Annotated in this window: 17 protein-coding genes; 4 read left to right on the forward strand and 13 right to left on the reverse strand. The window is 57.3% G+C overall.

From position 1 onward, the window contains the following. Positions 1-2 precede the first annotated feature (2 nt). The 4 genes from tusC to fkpA form a co-directional block, all read right to left on the reverse strand. Positions 3-362 (reverse strand): sulfurtransferase complex subunit TusC, encoded by a 360-nt coding sequence (tusC, locus tag ACX3P5_RS16800; protein ID WP_233986954.1) that lies wholly within the window; start codon positions 360-362, stop codon positions 3-5. After that, a complete protein-coding gene (tusD, locus tag ACX3P5_RS16805; protein ID WP_458969015.1) occupies positions 362-748 on the reverse strand; it encodes a sulfurtransferase complex subunit TusD in 387 nt (128 codons plus the stop codon). The genes tusC and tusD overlap by 1 nt, the downstream gene beginning before the upstream one ends. Then, positions 748-1,470 carry a helix-turn-helix transcriptional regulator gene (locus ACX3P5_RS16810; protein ID WP_458969016.1) on the reverse strand — a complete coding sequence of 241 codons (723 nt, stop codon included), beginning with the start codon at positions 1,468-1,470 and terminating at the stop codon, positions 748-750. Before ACX3P5_RS16810 ends, tusD begins: the two co-directional genes overlap by 1 nt. 165 nt (positions 1,471-1,635) lie before the next feature. Further along, positions 1,636-2,472 carry an FKBP-type peptidyl-prolyl cis-trans isomerase gene (gene fkpA, locus ACX3P5_RS16815; protein ID WP_233986952.1) on the reverse strand — a complete coding sequence of 279 codons (837 nt, stop codon included), beginning with the start codon at positions 2,470-2,472 and terminating at the stop codon, positions 1,636-1,638. A 268-nt stretch (positions 2,473-2,740) separates the two neighbouring features. Between fkpA and ACX3P5_RS16820 the strand changes: the two genes are divergently transcribed. Further along, the gene (locus tag ACX3P5_RS16820) at positions 2,741-2,959 is read left to right on the forward strand and encodes a SlyX family protein (RefSeq protein ID WP_013359251.1); all 219 of its coding nucleotides are present in this window, start codon (positions 2,741-2,743) and stop codon (positions 2,957-2,959) included. A gap of 90 nt (positions 2,960-3,049) precedes the next feature. Here the strand turns inward: ACX3P5_RS16820 and slyD are convergent, their stop codons facing one another. From slyD to kefG, 4 genes are all read right to left on the reverse strand, one after another. After that, the gene (gene slyD / locus ACX3P5_RS16825) at positions 3,050-3,616 is read right to left on the reverse strand and encodes a peptidylprolyl isomerase (RefSeq protein WP_458969017.1); all 567 of its coding nucleotides are present in this window, start codon (positions 3,614-3,616) and stop codon (positions 3,050-3,052) included. 198 nt (positions 3,617-3,814) lie between these two features. Beyond that, a complete protein-coding gene (locus tag ACX3P5_RS16830; RefSeq protein WP_233986950.1) occupies positions 3,815-4,009 on the reverse strand; it encodes a YheV family putative zinc ribbon protein in 195 nt (64 codons plus the stop codon). Between the two features lie 23 nt (positions 4,010-4,032). After that, entirely contained in the window at positions 4,033-5,838 is a 1,806-nt protein-coding gene (kefB, locus tag ACX3P5_RS16835; RefSeq protein ID WP_233986949.1) for a glutathione-regulated potassium-efflux system protein KefB, read from the reverse strand. Continuing rightward, positions 5,839-6,390 carry a glutathione-regulated potassium-efflux system ancillary protein KefG gene (gene kefG, locus ACX3P5_RS16840; protein WP_233986948.1) on the reverse strand — a complete coding sequence of 184 codons (552 nt, stop codon included), beginning with the start codon at positions 6,388-6,390 and terminating at the stop codon, positions 5,839-5,841. A 112-nt stretch (positions 6,391-6,502) separates the two neighbouring features. On the opposite strand from kefG, the gene ACX3P5_RS16845 reads away from it, so the two are divergent. Continuing rightward, positions 6,503-8,407 carry an ABC transporter ATP-binding protein gene (locus ACX3P5_RS16845; protein ID WP_336756714.1) on the forward strand — a complete coding sequence of 635 codons (1,905 nt, stop codon included), beginning with the start codon at positions 6,503-6,505 and terminating at the stop codon, positions 8,405-8,407. A gap of 50 nt (positions 8,408-8,457) precedes the next feature. Here ACX3P5_RS16845 and tauD read toward each other — a convergent pair whose 3' ends face one another. From tauD to tauA, 4 genes are read right to left on the reverse strand one after another with little or no spacing between them, the layout of a single operon-like run. Further along, positions 8,458-9,297: a taurine dioxygenase gene (tauD, locus tag ACX3P5_RS16850; RefSeq protein ID WP_233986946.1), complete on the reverse strand. Its 840-nt coding sequence runs from the start codon at positions 9,295-9,297 to the stop codon at positions 8,458-8,460. After that, positions 9,294-10,121, reverse strand: a complete 828-nt coding sequence (gene tauC, locus ACX3P5_RS16855; RefSeq protein WP_233986945.1) for a taurine ABC transporter permease TauC — start codon at positions 10,119-10,121, stop codon at positions 9,294-9,296. Before tauC ends, tauD begins: the two co-directional genes overlap by 4 nt. Beyond that, complete coding sequence (gene tauB, locus ACX3P5_RS16860) at positions 10,118-10,885, reverse strand: taurine ABC transporter ATP-binding subunit (RefSeq protein ID WP_336756717.1); 768 nt, start codon at positions 10,883-10,885, stop codon at positions 10,118-10,120. Before tauB ends, tauC begins: the two co-directional genes overlap by 4 nt. 10 nt (positions 10,886-10,895) lie before the next feature. Beyond that, positions 10,896-11,876, reverse strand: coding sequence for a taurine ABC transporter substrate-binding protein (tauA, locus tag ACX3P5_RS16865; protein ID WP_233986943.1), 981 nt, complete (start codon positions 11,874-11,876; stop codon positions 10,896-10,898). Between the two features lie 236 nt (positions 11,877-12,112). Here tauA and ACX3P5_RS16870 point away from each other — a divergent pair, with 236 nt between their 5' ends. Further along, complete coding sequence (locus ACX3P5_RS16870; protein ID WP_233986942.1) at positions 12,113-13,093, forward strand: LacI family DNA-binding transcriptional regulator; 981 nt, start codon at positions 12,113-12,115, stop codon at positions 13,091-13,093. A 1-nt stretch (position 13,094) separates the two neighbouring features. Here ACX3P5_RS16870 and ACX3P5_RS16875 read toward each other — a convergent pair whose 3' ends face one another. Further along, positions 13,095-13,697, reverse strand: coding sequence for a LysE family translocator (locus tag ACX3P5_RS16875; RefSeq protein WP_233986941.1), 603 nt, complete (start codon positions 13,695-13,697; stop codon positions 13,095-13,097). A gap of 60 nt (positions 13,698-13,757) precedes the next feature. Between ACX3P5_RS16875 and ACX3P5_RS16880 the strand changes: the two genes are divergently transcribed. Continuing rightward, positions 13,758-14,774 carry a hydrolase gene (locus tag ACX3P5_RS16880; RefSeq protein ID WP_458969018.1) on the forward strand — a complete coding sequence of 339 codons (1,017 nt, stop codon included), beginning with the start codon at positions 13,758-13,760 and terminating at the stop codon, positions 14,772-14,774. Positions 14,775-14,777 lie beyond the last annotated feature (3 nt).

Raw genomic sequence — 14,777 nt, forward strand, 5'->3', positions numbered from 1 at the left:
CTCTAAAAGGTAAGAATGCGATCGTAACCGGCCAGTGTCTGACGCAGTTCCAGCGCAGACAATAGCGTAACATCCATTACCCGGTCGGCGTCAACCTGCATTCCACGCGCGGCCAGCGACGCCCGACAGAGATAACAGTGATCGATGTCATACAGCGCCAGCACGCCAAAGGTCGGCGCATAGTGACGACTGGCAATCGCGTCGGGCTGCTGCTGTGAATTCAGCTGCAGCACGCCATCGCCAATGAAAAATAACCCGATATCCTCGCTCAGCGCACCGGTTGCCAGCGCGGCATCCAGCCCTTCACGTCCTGCGCTGCTGCCATGCGGTGCGCGGGTAAAGACAAAAGCCACTCGATTCATCAGAATTGCACCAGACGTTCGCAGCCTAACGCGGCTTCGGCCAGCGCACCCAGCCCGCTCAGCGTAAAGCCGGGCTGGAGATTACTGGCGGGCAGTTGCAGGCGTGCCGCCTCCTGTTCATCCGTCACGCCACGACGCAGCGCAGCCGCCACACAGATATTAAGCGCCACGCCCTGCTGCTGATGCAGTGCCTGCCAGGCCCGAACCACATCATATTCATCACTGGCTGGTGCGGTCAGCTGGTTTGCATTCAGCACGCCTTCGCGATAGAAGAAGACGCTCTCAAGCTGATGACCTGCCGCCAGCAGCGCGTGGGCAAACAGCAAGGCACTGGTCGCCTGCTGCGTGCCGTAAGCCGGACCGGTAACCAGTAAGGTGTAGCGCATTACCGATCCTGCCCCTGAAAATCGCCGTTTTTGAACTGGCGAATGTAGAGATAGACCGTGTGCTTCGAAATGTTGAGCCGATCAGCAACCTGGTTAATTGCATCTTTAATATCGAAGATGCCCTTCTCATACAGATTCAGCACAATCTGGCGATTCTTGGCGTTGTTGGATACATTGCGGTCAGCGCTGACCTCTTCAATCGTGAACTCCAGCGTCTGCATCACCAGGTCATCAACGGAACTGGCAAAGTTGACGCTGGAGTCAACCTGCTGCATCTCCGGCGGCATAAAGGTCGACATAATCTGAGAGAACGGCACATCCAGGTTCATGTTGATACAGAGCAGGCCAATCACCCGCTGCTGTCGGTTACGGATCGCAATAGTGACCGACTTCATCAGCACGCCGCTTTTGGCGCGGGTAAAGTAGGCGCGCGAGACGTTACTGTCGGCGCCGTGCATGTCATGTAACATCCGCAACGCCAGGTCGGTAATCGGCGATCCCACCTTACGGCCGGTGTGCTCACCATTGGCGATACGCACCGCGGAACATTTCAGATCTTCCAGCGAGTGCAGGACAATTTCACAGTGTGAACCGATCAGCATCGCCAGACCATCGACGACAGCCTCGTATGATTTCAGAATATCGTAATCTGTTTGCTCGAACGGGCGCTGCTCCAGCAGATCGAAGTCGTTCAGTTCACCGGGATTGAATGGATTAGACATTGAAGAGATCACCCTGAATGGCTGGAGCCTGTCACAGCGGCTTATGGGCAGACTCAATATTGGGATAATTAGGCAGGCGCTAGTCTGGCAAATGTCGTCGGCTTATGCCAGTGGTTTGTCATGACGCAGAAATGAAACCGCCGCCCGAAGGCGGCGGTGAGCAGATTACTGTGCTTTTTTCGCGTCAGCAGCAGGTGCCTGCGCTTTTTCGTCTGCTTTAGGGGCCGGTTTGATATCAAGCAGCTCGACATCAAACACCAGCGTGGAGTTAGCCGGGATACCCGGAACGCCATTTTTGCCGTAAGCCAGCTGTGGTGGGATCACCAGCTTAATCTTACCGCCTTTCTTCACATGCTTCAGACCTTCAGTCCAGCCCGGAATCACACCATCCAGACGGAAGGAGAGCGGCTCACCACGGGTATAGGAGTTATCGAACTCGGTACCGTCGATCAGCGTACCTTTGTAGTTCACAACAACCGTATCGCTATCGGTAGGGGCGTCGCCGGTCCCTTCTTTCTCGACTTTATACAGCAGGCCGCTTTCGGTTTTCTTCACGCCGCTCTCTTTCGCGAATTTGGTTGCGTAAGCGTCACCCTTTTCGGCGTTCTCTTTCGCATCTTTTTCCATTTTCGCGGAAGCTGCGCCTTTCACGCGGCCTTCAAACGCCTGCAGCGTCTGCTCGATCTCTTCATCAGAGAGCTTGCTCTTGCCGCCAAACGCATCCTGAACACCGGCAATCAGCTGTTGCTTATCCAGTTTGATGCCCAGTTTTTCCTGTTCCTTCAGGGAGTTGTCCATGTAGCGACCCAGCGAGGCACCCAGCGCGTAGGCAGATTGCTGGTCTTCATCTTTGAAGGCAGCATTTTTCGGTGCCTGAGGAGCAGACTGTGGCGCAGCAGCCGTTGCCGGTGCAGCAGCCGTTTCTGCCGCCATGGTCAGCGGAGCATTCAGCGCAACGGCCATAGTGGTAGCTAACAATGTGACTTTAAACAGTGATTTCATCCATTCTCCAAAACCGAAGCGTCTAACCTCGGGAATCATTGCGGACTTCAGAGTCCACACTATAACTTTACGTGGCAGTGGCGAACACTACCACAATGTAATTACCCGGTTAACCTCCGACCTTTTTTGCATCAGGAAGTTTCATCAGAGATGATGCCGCGCTGCGCTTTTTCAAGCGAGACGCCGCAGATAGTTTAAAAATCAGGTGATTCTTTGCTGCCAGGCCGTAGAATCACGCCCGAGTCGCACCTTAACAGAGGAACAGGTCATGCAACAATCTGAGTGGGAACAGCGTCTGGAGACGTTAGAGAGCAAACTGGCCTTTCAGGAGATGACCATTGAGCAGTTGAACAGCGCAGTGGTTCAGCACGAACTGGAGATGAATAAGATGCGTGAGCAGATGCGTATTCTGACTGACAAGCTCAAAGCTAACGCGCCGTCGATGGTCGCGTCACAGTCTGAAGAGACGCCGCCGCCGCACTATTAATTTGCCGCCGGCGCATCCTGACAGGTAAACCCGTGCGCTGCAGCCAAAAGAAAGGCCACCCGAAGGTGGCCCTGAAGCGGATACTCAGACTTAGTGGCTGCAGCCACAACCGCCCGTACCGCAACCGCCTTTACCATGGTCGTGGTCATGGTCATGACCGTGATCATGGTCGTGGTCGTGATGATGGCCATCTGCACCGTGAACGTGACCATGGGCCAGTTCTTCCGGTGTGGCTTCACGAATCGCAACCACTTCAACGTTGAAGTTCAGGTTCTGACCCGCCAGCATGTGGTTACCATCAACCACGACGTGATCGTCTTCCACTTCGGTAATTTCTACCGGTACCGGGCCCTGATCGGTTTCTGCCAGGAAGCGCATGCCAACCTGCAGTTCGTCAACGCCCATAAAGACGTCTTTCGGTACACGCTGCACCAGGTTGTCATCGTACTGACCGTACGCGTCGTTCGCCGGGATATGCACGTCAAACTTGTCGCCTGCTACGTGGTTTTCCAGCGCATTTTCCAGACCAGAAATCAGGGAACCATGACCGTGCAGATAGTCTAACGGTGCACTCACCGGTGACTCGTCAACTAACACGCCGTCTTCTGTACGTACCTGATAGGCCAGGCTTACCACCAGGTCTTTTGCTACTTTCATGATATCTCCTAACCGTTGAGAGCTGAGATCCCGTCTCATTGGTCTATTCTTGCGTGCAATAACACCAACCAGAAAGGTTCGGGGCTGAGTGCAAGAGGGGTTAACCTTTTCTCTTGCGACCTCAGCGTTAATGGCGTCAATTGTAACGGAATTCAATCCCGCTGTAAGTTTAAGCTTAAAAAAAGCTGAGCCATTACGCTACTCAGGATGGAAAATTCCGATAACCTGCTCGTTAGTGCGAACCTTATCGCGCGCCTGCTTATCAGCCTCACGCATCTGGTGGCCGCACTTAACGCACTCCACCACATCGACATTGTTTTCACGCCACATCGCCAGCGTGTCTTTTTCCTGGCAGTGCGGACAGGTCGCACCGGCAATAAAACGTTTACGCATGATATTTCGCCTGTTTAATCACGTTATTCATCATCATCCCAGCCATCCAGCTGCCGCTTCTCCTGCTGCATTTCCCGCTGGAAGATATCCTCCAGTTCACGCCGCGCTTCACGGACGCGTGAAACCTGCGCACTGTCAGTGAGATTCGGCATCAGCTCACGCAGCATACGCATATCCAGCCGACGGAAATGCTGCTGGGCGCGATGCGCCTGATGCGGATGCATGCCCAGTGACATCAGCGTCTTACGTCCCAGTTCCAGCGCGCTGGAGAAAGTCTCACGCGAGAACTGGGTGACCCCCGCCTGCAACAACTCGTGTGCTTCAACACGGCCACGGGCACGCGCCAGGATCTGCAGATGGGGAAAATGCTGCTGACATAAATGCACGATCGTCATCGCATCTTCAGGTTCGTTACAGGTAATCACGATCGACTGCGCGCTGGCGGCCCCGGCGGCGCGTAACAGTTCCAGTTCAGTCGCGTCGCCATAATAAACCTTATAGCCATATTTCCGCATCAGGCTGACGACGCTGATATCGCGCTCCAGTACGGTGATACGGCTATGGTTCGCCATCAGCAAACGGCCCACGACCTGCCCGAATCGACCAAAGCCCACCACAATCACCTGCGGCTGATCGTCCTCGACGAACGGTTTTTCCGCCTCGTCGTCCGGCTCGTTGAAACGGCGTGCCAGCAGGCGATCAATCCCCTGCATCAGCAGCGGCGTGGTCATCATCGACAGCGTCACCGTCACCAGCAGCATCGGCAGCTGATCGCCGGAAAACAGCTTCGCCGAGGCAGCGGCGGAAAACAGCACAAAGGCAAATTCGCCACCCTGGCTCAGTACCCCGGCAAACTGCTGGCGTTCGGAGCTGCGCAGACCGTATACCCGCGCCAGCACATAGAGCACCAGCGTTTTTACCACCACCAGCGTCAGCACGCCGAGCAGGATGGTCATAATATGGGTATAGAGCACACCCAGGTTGAGCGCCATCCCCACCGAAATAAAGAACAGTCCAAGCAGCAGCCCTTTAAATGGATCGATGGCGACTTCCAGCTCGTGCCGATATTCACTCTCCGCCAGCAGGATCCCGGCGATGAAGGTCCCGAGCGCCATCGACAGGCCGAGCGCGTCCATAAACAGCGCCGAGCCCAGCACCAGCAACAGCGAGGCGGCGGTAAACACTTCGCGCACGCCGGAAGCCGCGATATAACGGAAGATCGGCCGTAACAGATAGCGGCCGCCCACCAGCATGCCGGCAAAGGCCAGCACCTTCATGCCAACCTTCATCCAGTCGATATGGCCGCTATCGGTGCCCGCCAGCAGCGGAATCAACGCCAGCGCCGGGATCACCGCGATATCCTGAAACAGCAGCACCGAAAAGCCGAGCTGGCCCGATTCGCTGCGGTTCATGCCTTTATCCATCATCAGCTGTAACGCCATGGCGGTAGAGGACATCGCCAGGCCTATCCCGCCAATCACCGCCGCCTGCCAGCTAAAGTCGGTCAGCCACAATAAGCCGCCCAGAATCGCCGCCGAGAAGATGACCTGTGCCGCGCCGACGCCAAAGATTGAACGACGCAGCGCCCACAGCTTGGCCGGATTCAGTTCCAGCCCGATGATAAACATCAGAAACACCACACCGAGCTCAGAGAAGTGCAGGATCTCATCAACGTCGCTGATAAACCCTAATCCCCACGGGCCGATGGCAATACCCGCCACCAGATAGCCCAGAACGGCACCAATACCGAGGCGAGCCGCCACCGGGACGATCAGTACCGCCGCCACCAGGTAGATTACCCCCGCGGTCAGCAGCGTTTGTCCTTCCATTTACACCCCTCCATTCGGCAGCGGTGCTGCCAGCCAGTCACCATAAGCGCGGGCATAATTTTTCATTAAATCGGGATTCTGACGGCGCGCCCAGTAGACCACCATCGGTGGCATCCAGTGCATGCGACACATCTGCGCCGTCAGTTCGAAAGGCCGCATAATGTCGTTCATCGAATAGCGATTCAGACCATGGTGCTTAAAGGCGCTTTCCGGTTCGCCGGTGGTGACCACGCTGCGCCAGTATTTACCTTCCAGCGCATTGCCATCGACACCGTTGGCAAAGCCGCGTGACAGCACCCGATCCAGCCACTCTTTCAGCAGTGCCGGACAGCTGTAGGTGTAGAGCGGATGCTGGAAAATGATCACCTCATGGTCGCGCAGCAGCTGTTGTTCATGATGAATGTCGATGAAAAAATCGGGATAGGCCGCGTAGAGATCGTGCACCGTGACATGTTCCAGTGCCTGAGCCGGCTGCAGTAAAATTCGATTGGCGATCGAATCCTGCGATTCCGGATGAGCATAAAGCAGCAAAACCCTGGGTGGTTGCGACATCCTTTCCCTCCAAAGCGTCGTCATTGGTGCGGTTTTCCGCTACCATGCACGACGCAGCAAAATCTCATTATGTTGCCAGTAAATTAACATATTCTGACGATACGGCGCTTACATGATTGTCTTCTCTGCCTTACAAATTCGCCGCGGCATCCGCGTTCTGCTCGATAACGCTACCGCTACCATCAATCCTGGCCAGAAGGTCGGTCTGGTGGGTAAAAACGGCTGTGGTAAATCCACGCTGCTGTCGCTGTTAAAAGGTGAGATCACCAGCGACGCCGGCTCCGTCACTTTTCCGTCCAACTGGGCGCTGGCCTGGGTCAATCAGGAGACGCCAGCGCTGGGTAAACCGGCCCTGGAGTATGTGATTGACGGGGACCGTGAGTATCGCCAGCTTGAGGCGGAACTGGCAGACGCTAACCAGCGCGACGACGGCAATGCCATTGCCCTGCTGCATGGCAAGCTCGATGCGGTACAGGCGTGGAGCATCCATGCGCGCGCCGCCAGCCTGCTGCACGGCCTGGGCTTCAGTCAGGAGCAGTTGCAGCGTCCGGTCAGCGACTTTTCCGGTGGCTGGCGTATGCGCCTTAACCTGGCGCAGGCGCTGATCTGCCGCTCCGATCTGCTGCTGCTTGATGAACCGACTAACCACCTCGATCTCGATGCGGTGATCTGGCTGGAGCGCTGGCTGAAAAGCTACGAAGGCACGCTGATCCTGATCTCCCATGACCGTGACTTCCTCGATCCGGTCATCGACAAAATTATCCATATCGAACAGGAATCGATGTTCGAATATACCGGCAACTACAGCTCCTTTGAGCGGCAGCGCGTCGCCAAGCTGGCTCAGCAGCAGTCGCTGTATGAGAGCCAGCAAGAGAAAGTGGCGCATTTACACAGCTACATTGATCGCTTCCGTGCTCAGGCCACCAAGGCGAAGCAGGCGCAGAGCCGCATCAAGATGCTGGAGCGCATGGAGCTGATCGCCCCTGCCCATGTCGATAACCCGTTCAAATTTACCTTCCGCAAGCCGGAGAACCTGCCTAATCCGCTTATAAAGATGGAGAGGGTCACGGCGGGTTATGGCGATCGTATTATTCTCGACGCCATCAAGCTCAACCTGGTCCCAGGCTCGCGCATCGGGCTGCTGGGACGTAACGGTGCCGGTAAATCGACCCTGATTAAGCTGCTGGCGGGTGAGCTGGAGGCGATGGAGGGCAAGATGGGGCTGGCGAAAGGGATCAAGCTCGGTTATTTCGCGCAGCATCAGCTGGAATACCTGCGGGCCGATGAGTCACCGCTGCAGCATCTGTCGCGCATTGCGCCAAACGTGCTGGAACAGCAGCTACGCGACTATCTCGGCGGCTTCGATTTCCGTGGCGATAAAGTCACTGAGATCACCGAGCGCTTCTCCGGCGGTGAGAAAGCGCGCCTGGTGCTGGCACTGATTGTCTGGCAGCGCCCTAACCTGCTGCTGCTCGATGAACCGACCAACCATCTCGATCTCGATATGCGTCAGGCGCTGACCGAAGCGCTGATCGATTTTGAAGGTGCGCTGGTAGTGGTCTCGCACGATCGCCATCTGTTACGTGCGACCACCGACGATCTCTATCTGGTGCATGATGGCAAAGTAGATGTGTTTGAGGGCGACCTCGAAGATTACCAGCAGTGGCTGAGCGATCTGCAGAAGCAGCAGGCGCAACAGGATGCCCCGCCAAAGCTGGATAACGGCAACAGCGCCCAGGCGCGTAAAGACCAGAAGCGCCGCGATGCAGAACTGCGAACCCAGACGCAGCCGCTGCGCAAAGAGATTGAGAAGCTGGAAAAACAGATGACTCAATGGCAAAAACAGCTGGCCGAAGCCGAAAATCAGCTGGCCGACAGCGCCATTTACGAGCAAAGCCGGAAAACGGATCTGACCGCCGCCCTGCAGCGCCAGGCGGAAAGTAAGTCCGCGCTGGAAGAGGTCGAGATGGCCTGGCTGGAAGCGCAGGAAAAACTAGAACAGATGCTGGCCAGTTAAACGGCTGGCGTTCTCCTCTTCATCGGGGAGAACGCCTCCGTCGCCGCGTCTTAAAACGGCTTATCCCCCAGAACCGTTGCCCGCTGCATGATCCGCCGCGCCGGATAATAATCGGCATTAGCGTAATGCTGGGTCACCCGGTTATCCCAGATAGCCAGATCGTTCGGCTGCCAGCGCCAGCGCACCTGGAACTCCGGCTTAGTAACGTGGCTGAACAGGAACCCCAGCAGCGTCTCACTCTCTTTCTCGCTCAGATCAACAATCCGCGTGGTAAAGCCTTCATTCACAAACAGCGCCTTTTTGCCGCTGACCGGATGGGTGCGGATCACCGGATGCTGCACCGGCGGATGCTTCGCCACCGCCTGCTGCCAGCGCTGATGCTCCTCTGCCGTTTTGCGGTACTTATATTCCTGGAAAGACTTTTTGAAATCGTGCTCGGCGGTCAGGCCAGCCAGCAGCGTTTTAAACGGTGCTGAGAGCGCCTCATACGCAGCAATGCCGCTGGTCCAGAGCGTGTCACCGCCCGCTTCCGGCAGCACCTTTGACGACAGCAACGCGATCGCCGGTGGCGTTTCGATAAACGTGACGTCGGTATGCCAGTTATCGTTATCCGGCGGATTGTCCTGATGCGTATCCAGCACGATGATCTCTTCAACCCCGTCGGCGTGCGGATAGACCGGATGAATGTGCAAATCGCCAAAGCGGATTGCCAGCGCCCGGTGCTGCTCCGGCGTAATCACCTGATCGCGCAGAAACAGCACCTGATGACGCAGCAGACCGTGATAGAGCTGTTCAAACTGCGCATCGCTGAGCGGCCGTGAAACATCAAGGTTAGAAACCTGAGCACCAATATAGGGACCCAGCGGTTGAAAATTCAGACGTTCATTCATGATTGTTCTCCATTCCACGGCGTCAGACGGCGCTGCAGGGCACGTAAGCCGAGTTCTAAACTAAACGCAATCAGGGCGATGACCGCGATGCCCGCCAGCACCACGTCGGTAGCGAGAAACTCGCCGGCTGACTGCACCATAAAGCCGAGACCACGGGTTGCCGCAATCAGCTCCGCCGCTACCAGCGTTGACCAGCCAACCCCCAGACCGATGCGCAGCCCGGTGAGGATTTCGGGTAGCGCGCCAGGCAGGATCACCCAGCGCAGCAGTTGCCAGCGGGTCGCGCCCAGCGACTGCGCCGCCCGGATGCGCACCTGTTGGGTATTGCGCACGCCGGCCAGGGTAGAGAGAGCCACCGGCGCAAAAATGGCCAGGTAAATCAGCAGAATTTTCGAGGTTTCACCAATGCCGAACCAGATCACCATTAAGGGCAGATAGGCCAGTGGCGGGATGGGACGATAGAGCTCGATCAGTGGATCAAGCAGGCCACGCGCCACCGGGCTGAGGCCCATCAGAATCCCGACCGGAATCCCGATGGCCGCAGCAGCAAACAGCGCGATCAGCATACGGGTCAGACTGGCCGCCAGATGCTGCCACAGCGTGGCATCCATAAAGCCCTGCGGGCCGGCAATCAGCAGTAGTTTGCTGAACACCTGCTGCGGCGGCGGTAAAAACAGGGGCGCGATCAATCCCAGCGCGGTCACGCCCCACCACAGCAGCAACAGCAGCATGACGCTCAGCACGCTTAACGAGAATCGGGTGGAAAACGGCCAGCGTAACCGGCGTCGCACCGGCAGGGTTTTGTCGTTGATTAACGCACTCATGCAAACGCCTCCCGCTGTTCAAACACCCGGCTCAGCACATATTCGCGCTGGGCAATAAACTGCGGATCGGATTTGATACTGCGGCACGGCTCCCCATCGGCAAAGCGCTGACCGAAATCGAGCCTGAGCCGCTCGACAATCCGCCCAGGTCCAGGCGACAGCAGCACCAGATCGCTGGCGAGGAAAATGGCTTCTTCAATGTCGTGGGTGATCAGCAGGATCTGTTTACCGCTGTCGCGCCACAGCGTCAGTAACAAGGTCTGCATCTGCTCCCGGGTAAAGGCATCGAGCGCGCCAAAGGGTTCATCCAGCAGCAGCAGTTGCGGATCGGTCGCCAGTGCGCGCGCAATGCCCACCCGCTGCCGCTGACCGCCCGACAGCTGCCAGATCGCCCGCTTTTCTGCCCCTTCCAGCCCGACCTGTCTGATCAGGCGGCGGGCGATAGTTTCGCGCTCCTGACGCGCCATGCCCGCCAGCTGCAATCCAAAGGCGACGTTATCCAGCACGTTACGCCACGGCAATAACCCCTCATGCTGAAAGACCACGCCGCGTTCAGCACCCGGTCCGGTGACCGGCTGGTTATCCAGCGTGATGCTGCCCGACTCCACCGGCAAAAAACCGGCCACCAGGTTGAGCAGCGTGGTCTTGCCGCAGCCTGACGGCCCCAGCACCACCAGCAGTTCACGGCGATCGAGCTGCAGATTGATATCCTGCAACACCGGTTGCCCGGCATAACGCGCATTCAGATGAGCGATGCGTAGCATGGGCGTCTCCTTAAGGTTTGGCTAACGGCTCAACAAAGCGAGAGGTGACATAACTGCTGTAATCGTTATCCGCCTGCGGCACTCTGCCCTGCGCTTTCAGAAACTGCGCCGTGTCGACAATCGCCTTGTTGACCGGCTTGCCCAGTTGCTCAACCTGCTGTTGCGCCGTCAGGTAGGTGTTGCCTTTCACCAGGCCTGGCACCTGTGCTTCCGGTACGCCGCTCAGGCGTGACAGTTTGCTGAGGTTATCGGGCTGCTTCAGCCAGCTGTCAGGATTGTCGAGATAGGCTTGCTGAGCCGCCAGCGCGCTGCGGGCAAACGCAGTAACGATCTCCGGATGCTGCTGAGCAAAGTCTTTGCGCACCACCCAGACGTCGAGGGTTGGCGATCCCCAGCTACCCACCTGCGCCGAATCGGTTAACACCTTGCCGTTTTTCTCCAGTTCATTGACGGCAGGCGCCCAGACATAGGCACCATCAATGTCGCCGCGCTGCCAGGCGGCAATAATGGCGGGCGGTTGCAGATTGACCAGCTGCACCTGCGACGGCTTGATACCCCAGTGTTTCAGCGCTGCCAGCAGGCTGTAATGGGTGGTTGAAATGAACGGCACTGCGATGCGCTTACCAATCAGATCCTGCGGCGTGGCGATGCTCTTTTTCACCACCAGCGCCTCAGAGTTACCGAGCTGGGAAGCCAGCAGAAATGCTTCGATCGGCAGCTTCTGCGCCGCGGCTACGGCCAGCGGGCTGGAGCCAATATTACCAATCTGCACGTCGCCGGATGCCAGCGCCCGCAGTACGCCAGCGCCGCTGTCAAACTTGCGCCAGTCGACGCTGGCCCCACTCTCGCTGGCGAAACGGTTGTCAGCCTGCGCCACTTTGGCTGGCTCGGCTGACGTCTGATACGCCACGGTGACATTGACCGCGTCTGCCCGGAAGGCCAGCAGCGCCAGCGCTGCGGCTAATAACGTTAAACGTGCTGTGACTGCCATGATTATTACCCCACCCTTTTTATGATGGCAGCAGTGTCTCTGGCGGGAATAGTTTCACCAAGGAATTAAAAATTATCCCTAATAGAAATAAGTTCTTAGATCACTATCTGCATAACAAAGTCAAAAAGCGCAAATGCTGAAAAACAGCCGAGGCTCAAAAAATGTCAGGCGCTCACATTCGGCCTGTGTTATTGATATGCGTTCCTGTTTATTGTCTGCAAAGGTCTTTGTGTTCGATGTCGATTGAGAAAGTCGCTCAGCTGGCTGGCGTCTCTAAAGCCACGGTGTCGCGGGTTCTCAACGCCCATCCCGGCGTCAAACCCGATACGCGTGAGAAAGTGCTGTCGGCTATCGCCGCCTGTGACTACCAGCCCAATTTATTAGCCCGGCAGCTGCGCACCGCGCAAAGTCACATGTTGCTGGTGTTGATTTCCGATATCACCAACCCATTCTGCTCGCGCGTGGTACAGGGGATTGAGGCCGAAGCAGAGCTGCACGGCTATCACATCCTGCTCTGCCACTCTGCGTCGCAACTCCAGCGCGAAGCCGCCTACCTTACGCTGCTGACCGGCAAAGTGGTGGATGGCGTCATCACTATGGATGCGGCCTCGGGATTGCAGGATCTCCAGAACATCATCGCGGGCGCGCCCTGGGTGCAGTGCTCGGAGTTTGATCCCGCCATTCCGGCTTCCTCCGTCACCATTGATCATCTTGATGCGGCGCGCGATACCGTGCACTACCTGGCCGGCAAAGGCCGCAAACGCATCGGGCTGGTTAACGGGGATATGCGCTATCTCTATTCACATCACCGTGAACAGGGTTACCGTCAGGCGATAAGTGCGCTGGGACTTGAGTGGTCTGGTGTCGCCTACGCCAGCGATATCTCCACCGAAGCGGGCAGCCAGGCTTTGCAGCAGTTACTGGCGCTGCCGCAGCCGCCGGATGCGGTATTTGCGGTGTCAGATGTGCTGGCGGTAGGCGTGATTCATGCGGCGCTGGAGGCGGGACTGCGGGTGCCGGAAGATCTGGCGGTGGTCGGTTTTGACGGCATTCCATTTACCCGCAGCCTGAACCCGCCGCTGACCACCATCGAACAACCGATGTATCAGCTCGGGGCGCGAAGCGTGCAGCTGCTGTTGCAGAAAATTCGTCAGCCGCACGCGCCGGTGATCCGCGAGGTATTGCCCTGGAGGCGCGTCGAACGCGCCTCCAGTTAACTCAGTGCCAGATGAGCAGAACGCAGGCCGCCGTCAGCAGCCCCATTGAAATATTGAAGATTTTCCAGGCACGGCGGCTGCGTAAGATACGGCCAATCATCGCGCCGAAGCCCATCCAGATCAGCCCGGACACCAGATTGACGATAAACATGCCGAGACTGATCGCCATCACCGATTGACGATAGGCGTCGCCAGCCAGACTAAAGCTGGCGACCGCGCCCAGTGCCATCAGCCAGGCTTTGGGATTAATCAGCTGCAGTAAGCCACCCTGCCAGAACGGCATCGGTTTAACCGGCACCTGATCGGTATCCAGTTTTTCATAGCTGGCGGTGGCAATTTTCCAGGCCAGCCACAGCAGGTAGAGGCTACCGGCGATTTTCAGCACCAGATGCAGCGAGGGATAGAGCAGAATCAGCCCGCCGACGCCAAACGCCACCATCAGCAGCATCACCTGCATGCCGATCATGATGCCAATCATCAGGGGAAGCGTACGCAGAAAGCCAAAATTGGCGCCGCCTGCGGTAAGTAACATATTATTAGGGCCTGGCGTGATCGCGGCGACCCAAAGGAATCCTAACATCGACAAGAAAAGACTGAGTTCCATAGCAATCGGGTGCTCCTCACCCCCAGCAAGCAAAAAACCTATCGAAGCTAACAGTGTGATATGGATCAGACAAGCTTTTACCGAATGAAATTCACCGGACCCGACACCGATCAATTTATCCCGTTAGCGGGTCTGCGCAATGCCCATCTGCAAACGGTGTTGCCCCGTCTGTTGCGGCGGCAGATCAACGTCGATCCGCACTGGCAGCGTCTCGATCTGCCCGATGGCGATTTTGTCGATCTCGCCTGGAGTGAAGATCCGCAGCGGGCGCTGCATAAACCCCGGGTAGTGCTGTTTCACGGGCTGGAAGGCAGCTTCCACAGCCCCTATATCCACGGGCTGATGGCAATCTGCCGCGCGCGTGGCTGGCTGGCGGTGGTGATGCATTTCCGCGGCTGCAGCGGCGAACCTAACCGGCAGAACCGCATCTATCACTCCGGCGAAACCGAAGATGCGCGCTATTTCCTGCACTGGCTGCAATCCCGCTGGAGCCGGGTTCCGACCGTCGCGGTGGGCTTTTCACTGGGCGGCAATATGCTGGGTTGTCTGCTGGGCCAGCAGGGGTCGGATGCGCCGGTTGATGCCGGCGTCATTGTCTCTGCGCCGCTGATGCTGGAACCGTGCAGCATCAGACTGGAGCGCGGTTTCTCGCGCTTTTATCAATACTACCTGCTGGCCCAGCTAAAGAAGAATGCGCGGCGCAAACTGCACGCCTGGCCAGAAACCTTGCCGGTCAATCTGGCGCAACTGAAAGCGTTGCGGCGTCTGCGTGACTTCGATGATGCGATCACCGCTCGCGCCCACGGTTTTATCGATGCCGCTGATTACTATCGGCGTGCCAGCGCCCTGCCCTGGCTGAAACAGGTCGCTAAGCCGCTGCTGATCATTCATGCCAAAGATGACCCGTTCATGAGTGATGAGGTGATACCGCACAGCAGCCAATTATCTGCCACTATTACTTATCAGCTGACCCCACACGGCGGTCACGTTGGCTTTGTCGGCGGGACATTGCGCCAGCCCGAAATGTGGCTTGAACAGCGCATACCCCAATGGATGACCCCTTTTCTGGATACCTGACGT

The organism is Pantoea sp. S-LA4 (assembly GCF_054482835.1).

What these genes read in the sequence shown, in the direction of transcription:
- kefB (WP_233986949.1), bottom strand. Translation starts at nt 5,838, where the DNA reads ATGGAAGGACAAACGCTGCTGACCGCGGGGGTAATCTACCTGGTGGCG.
- ACX3P5_RS16875 (WP_233986941.1), bottom strand. Translation starts at nt 13,697, where the DNA reads ATGGAACTCAGTCTTTTCTTGTCGATGTTAGGATTCCTTTGGGTCGCC.
- fkpA (WP_233986952.1), bottom strand. Translation starts at nt 2,472, where the DNA reads ATGAAATCACTGTTTAAAGTCACATTGTTAGCTACCACTATGGCCGTT.
- tusC (WP_233986954.1), bottom strand. Translation starts at nt 362, where the DNA reads ATGAATCGAGTGGCTTTTGTCTTTACCCGCGCACCGCATGGCAGCAGC.
- ACX3P5_RS16845 (WP_336756714.1), top strand. Translation starts at nt 6,503, where the DNA reads ATGATTGTCTTCTCTGCCTTACAAATTCGCCGCGGCATCCGCGTTCTG.
- ACX3P5_RS16820 (WP_013359251.1), top strand. Translation starts at nt 2,741, where the DNA reads ATGCAACAATCTGAGTGGGAACAGCGTCTGGAGACGTTAGAGAGCAAA.
- tauB (WP_336756717.1), bottom strand. Translation starts at nt 10,885, where the DNA reads ATGCTACGCATCGCTCATCTGAATGCGCGTTATGCCGGGCAACCGGTG.
- slyD (WP_458969017.1), bottom strand. Translation starts at nt 3,616, where the DNA reads ATGAAAGTAGCAAAAGACCTGGTGGTAAGCCTGGCCTATCAGGTACGT.
- ACX3P5_RS16810 (WP_458969016.1), bottom strand. Translation starts at nt 1,470, where the DNA reads ATGTCTAATCCATTCAATCCCGGTGAACTGAACGACTTCGATCTGCTG.
- tauA (WP_233986943.1), bottom strand. Translation starts at nt 11,876, where the DNA reads ATGGCAGTCACAGCACGTTTAACGTTATTAGCCGCAGCGCTGGCGCTG.
- ACX3P5_RS16870 (WP_233986942.1), top strand. Translation starts at nt 12,113, where the DNA reads ATGTCGATTGAGAAAGTCGCTCAGCTGGCTGGCGTCTCTAAAGCCACG.
- tusD (WP_458969015.1), bottom strand. Translation starts at nt 748, where the DNA reads ATGCGCTACACCTTACTGGTTACCGGTCCGGCTTACGGCACGCAGCAG.
- ACX3P5_RS16880 (WP_458969018.1), top strand. Translation starts at nt 13,758, where the DNA reads ATGGATCAGACAAGCTTTTACCGAATGAAATTCACCGGACCCGACACC.
- ACX3P5_RS16830 (WP_233986950.1), bottom strand. Translation starts at nt 4,009, where the DNA reads ATGCGTAAACGTTTTATTGCCGGTGCGACCTGTCCGCACTGCCAGGAA.
- tauC (WP_233986945.1), bottom strand. Translation starts at nt 10,121, where the DNA reads ATGAGTGCGTTAATCAACGACAAAACCCTGCCGGTGCGACGCCGGTTA.
- tauD (WP_233986946.1), bottom strand. Translation starts at nt 9,297, where the DNA reads ATGAATGAACGTCTGAATTTTCAACCGCTGGGTCCCTATATTGGTGCT.
- kefG (WP_233986948.1), bottom strand. Translation starts at nt 6,390, where the DNA reads ATGTCGCAACCACCCAGGGTTTTGCTGCTTTATGCTCATCCGGAATCG.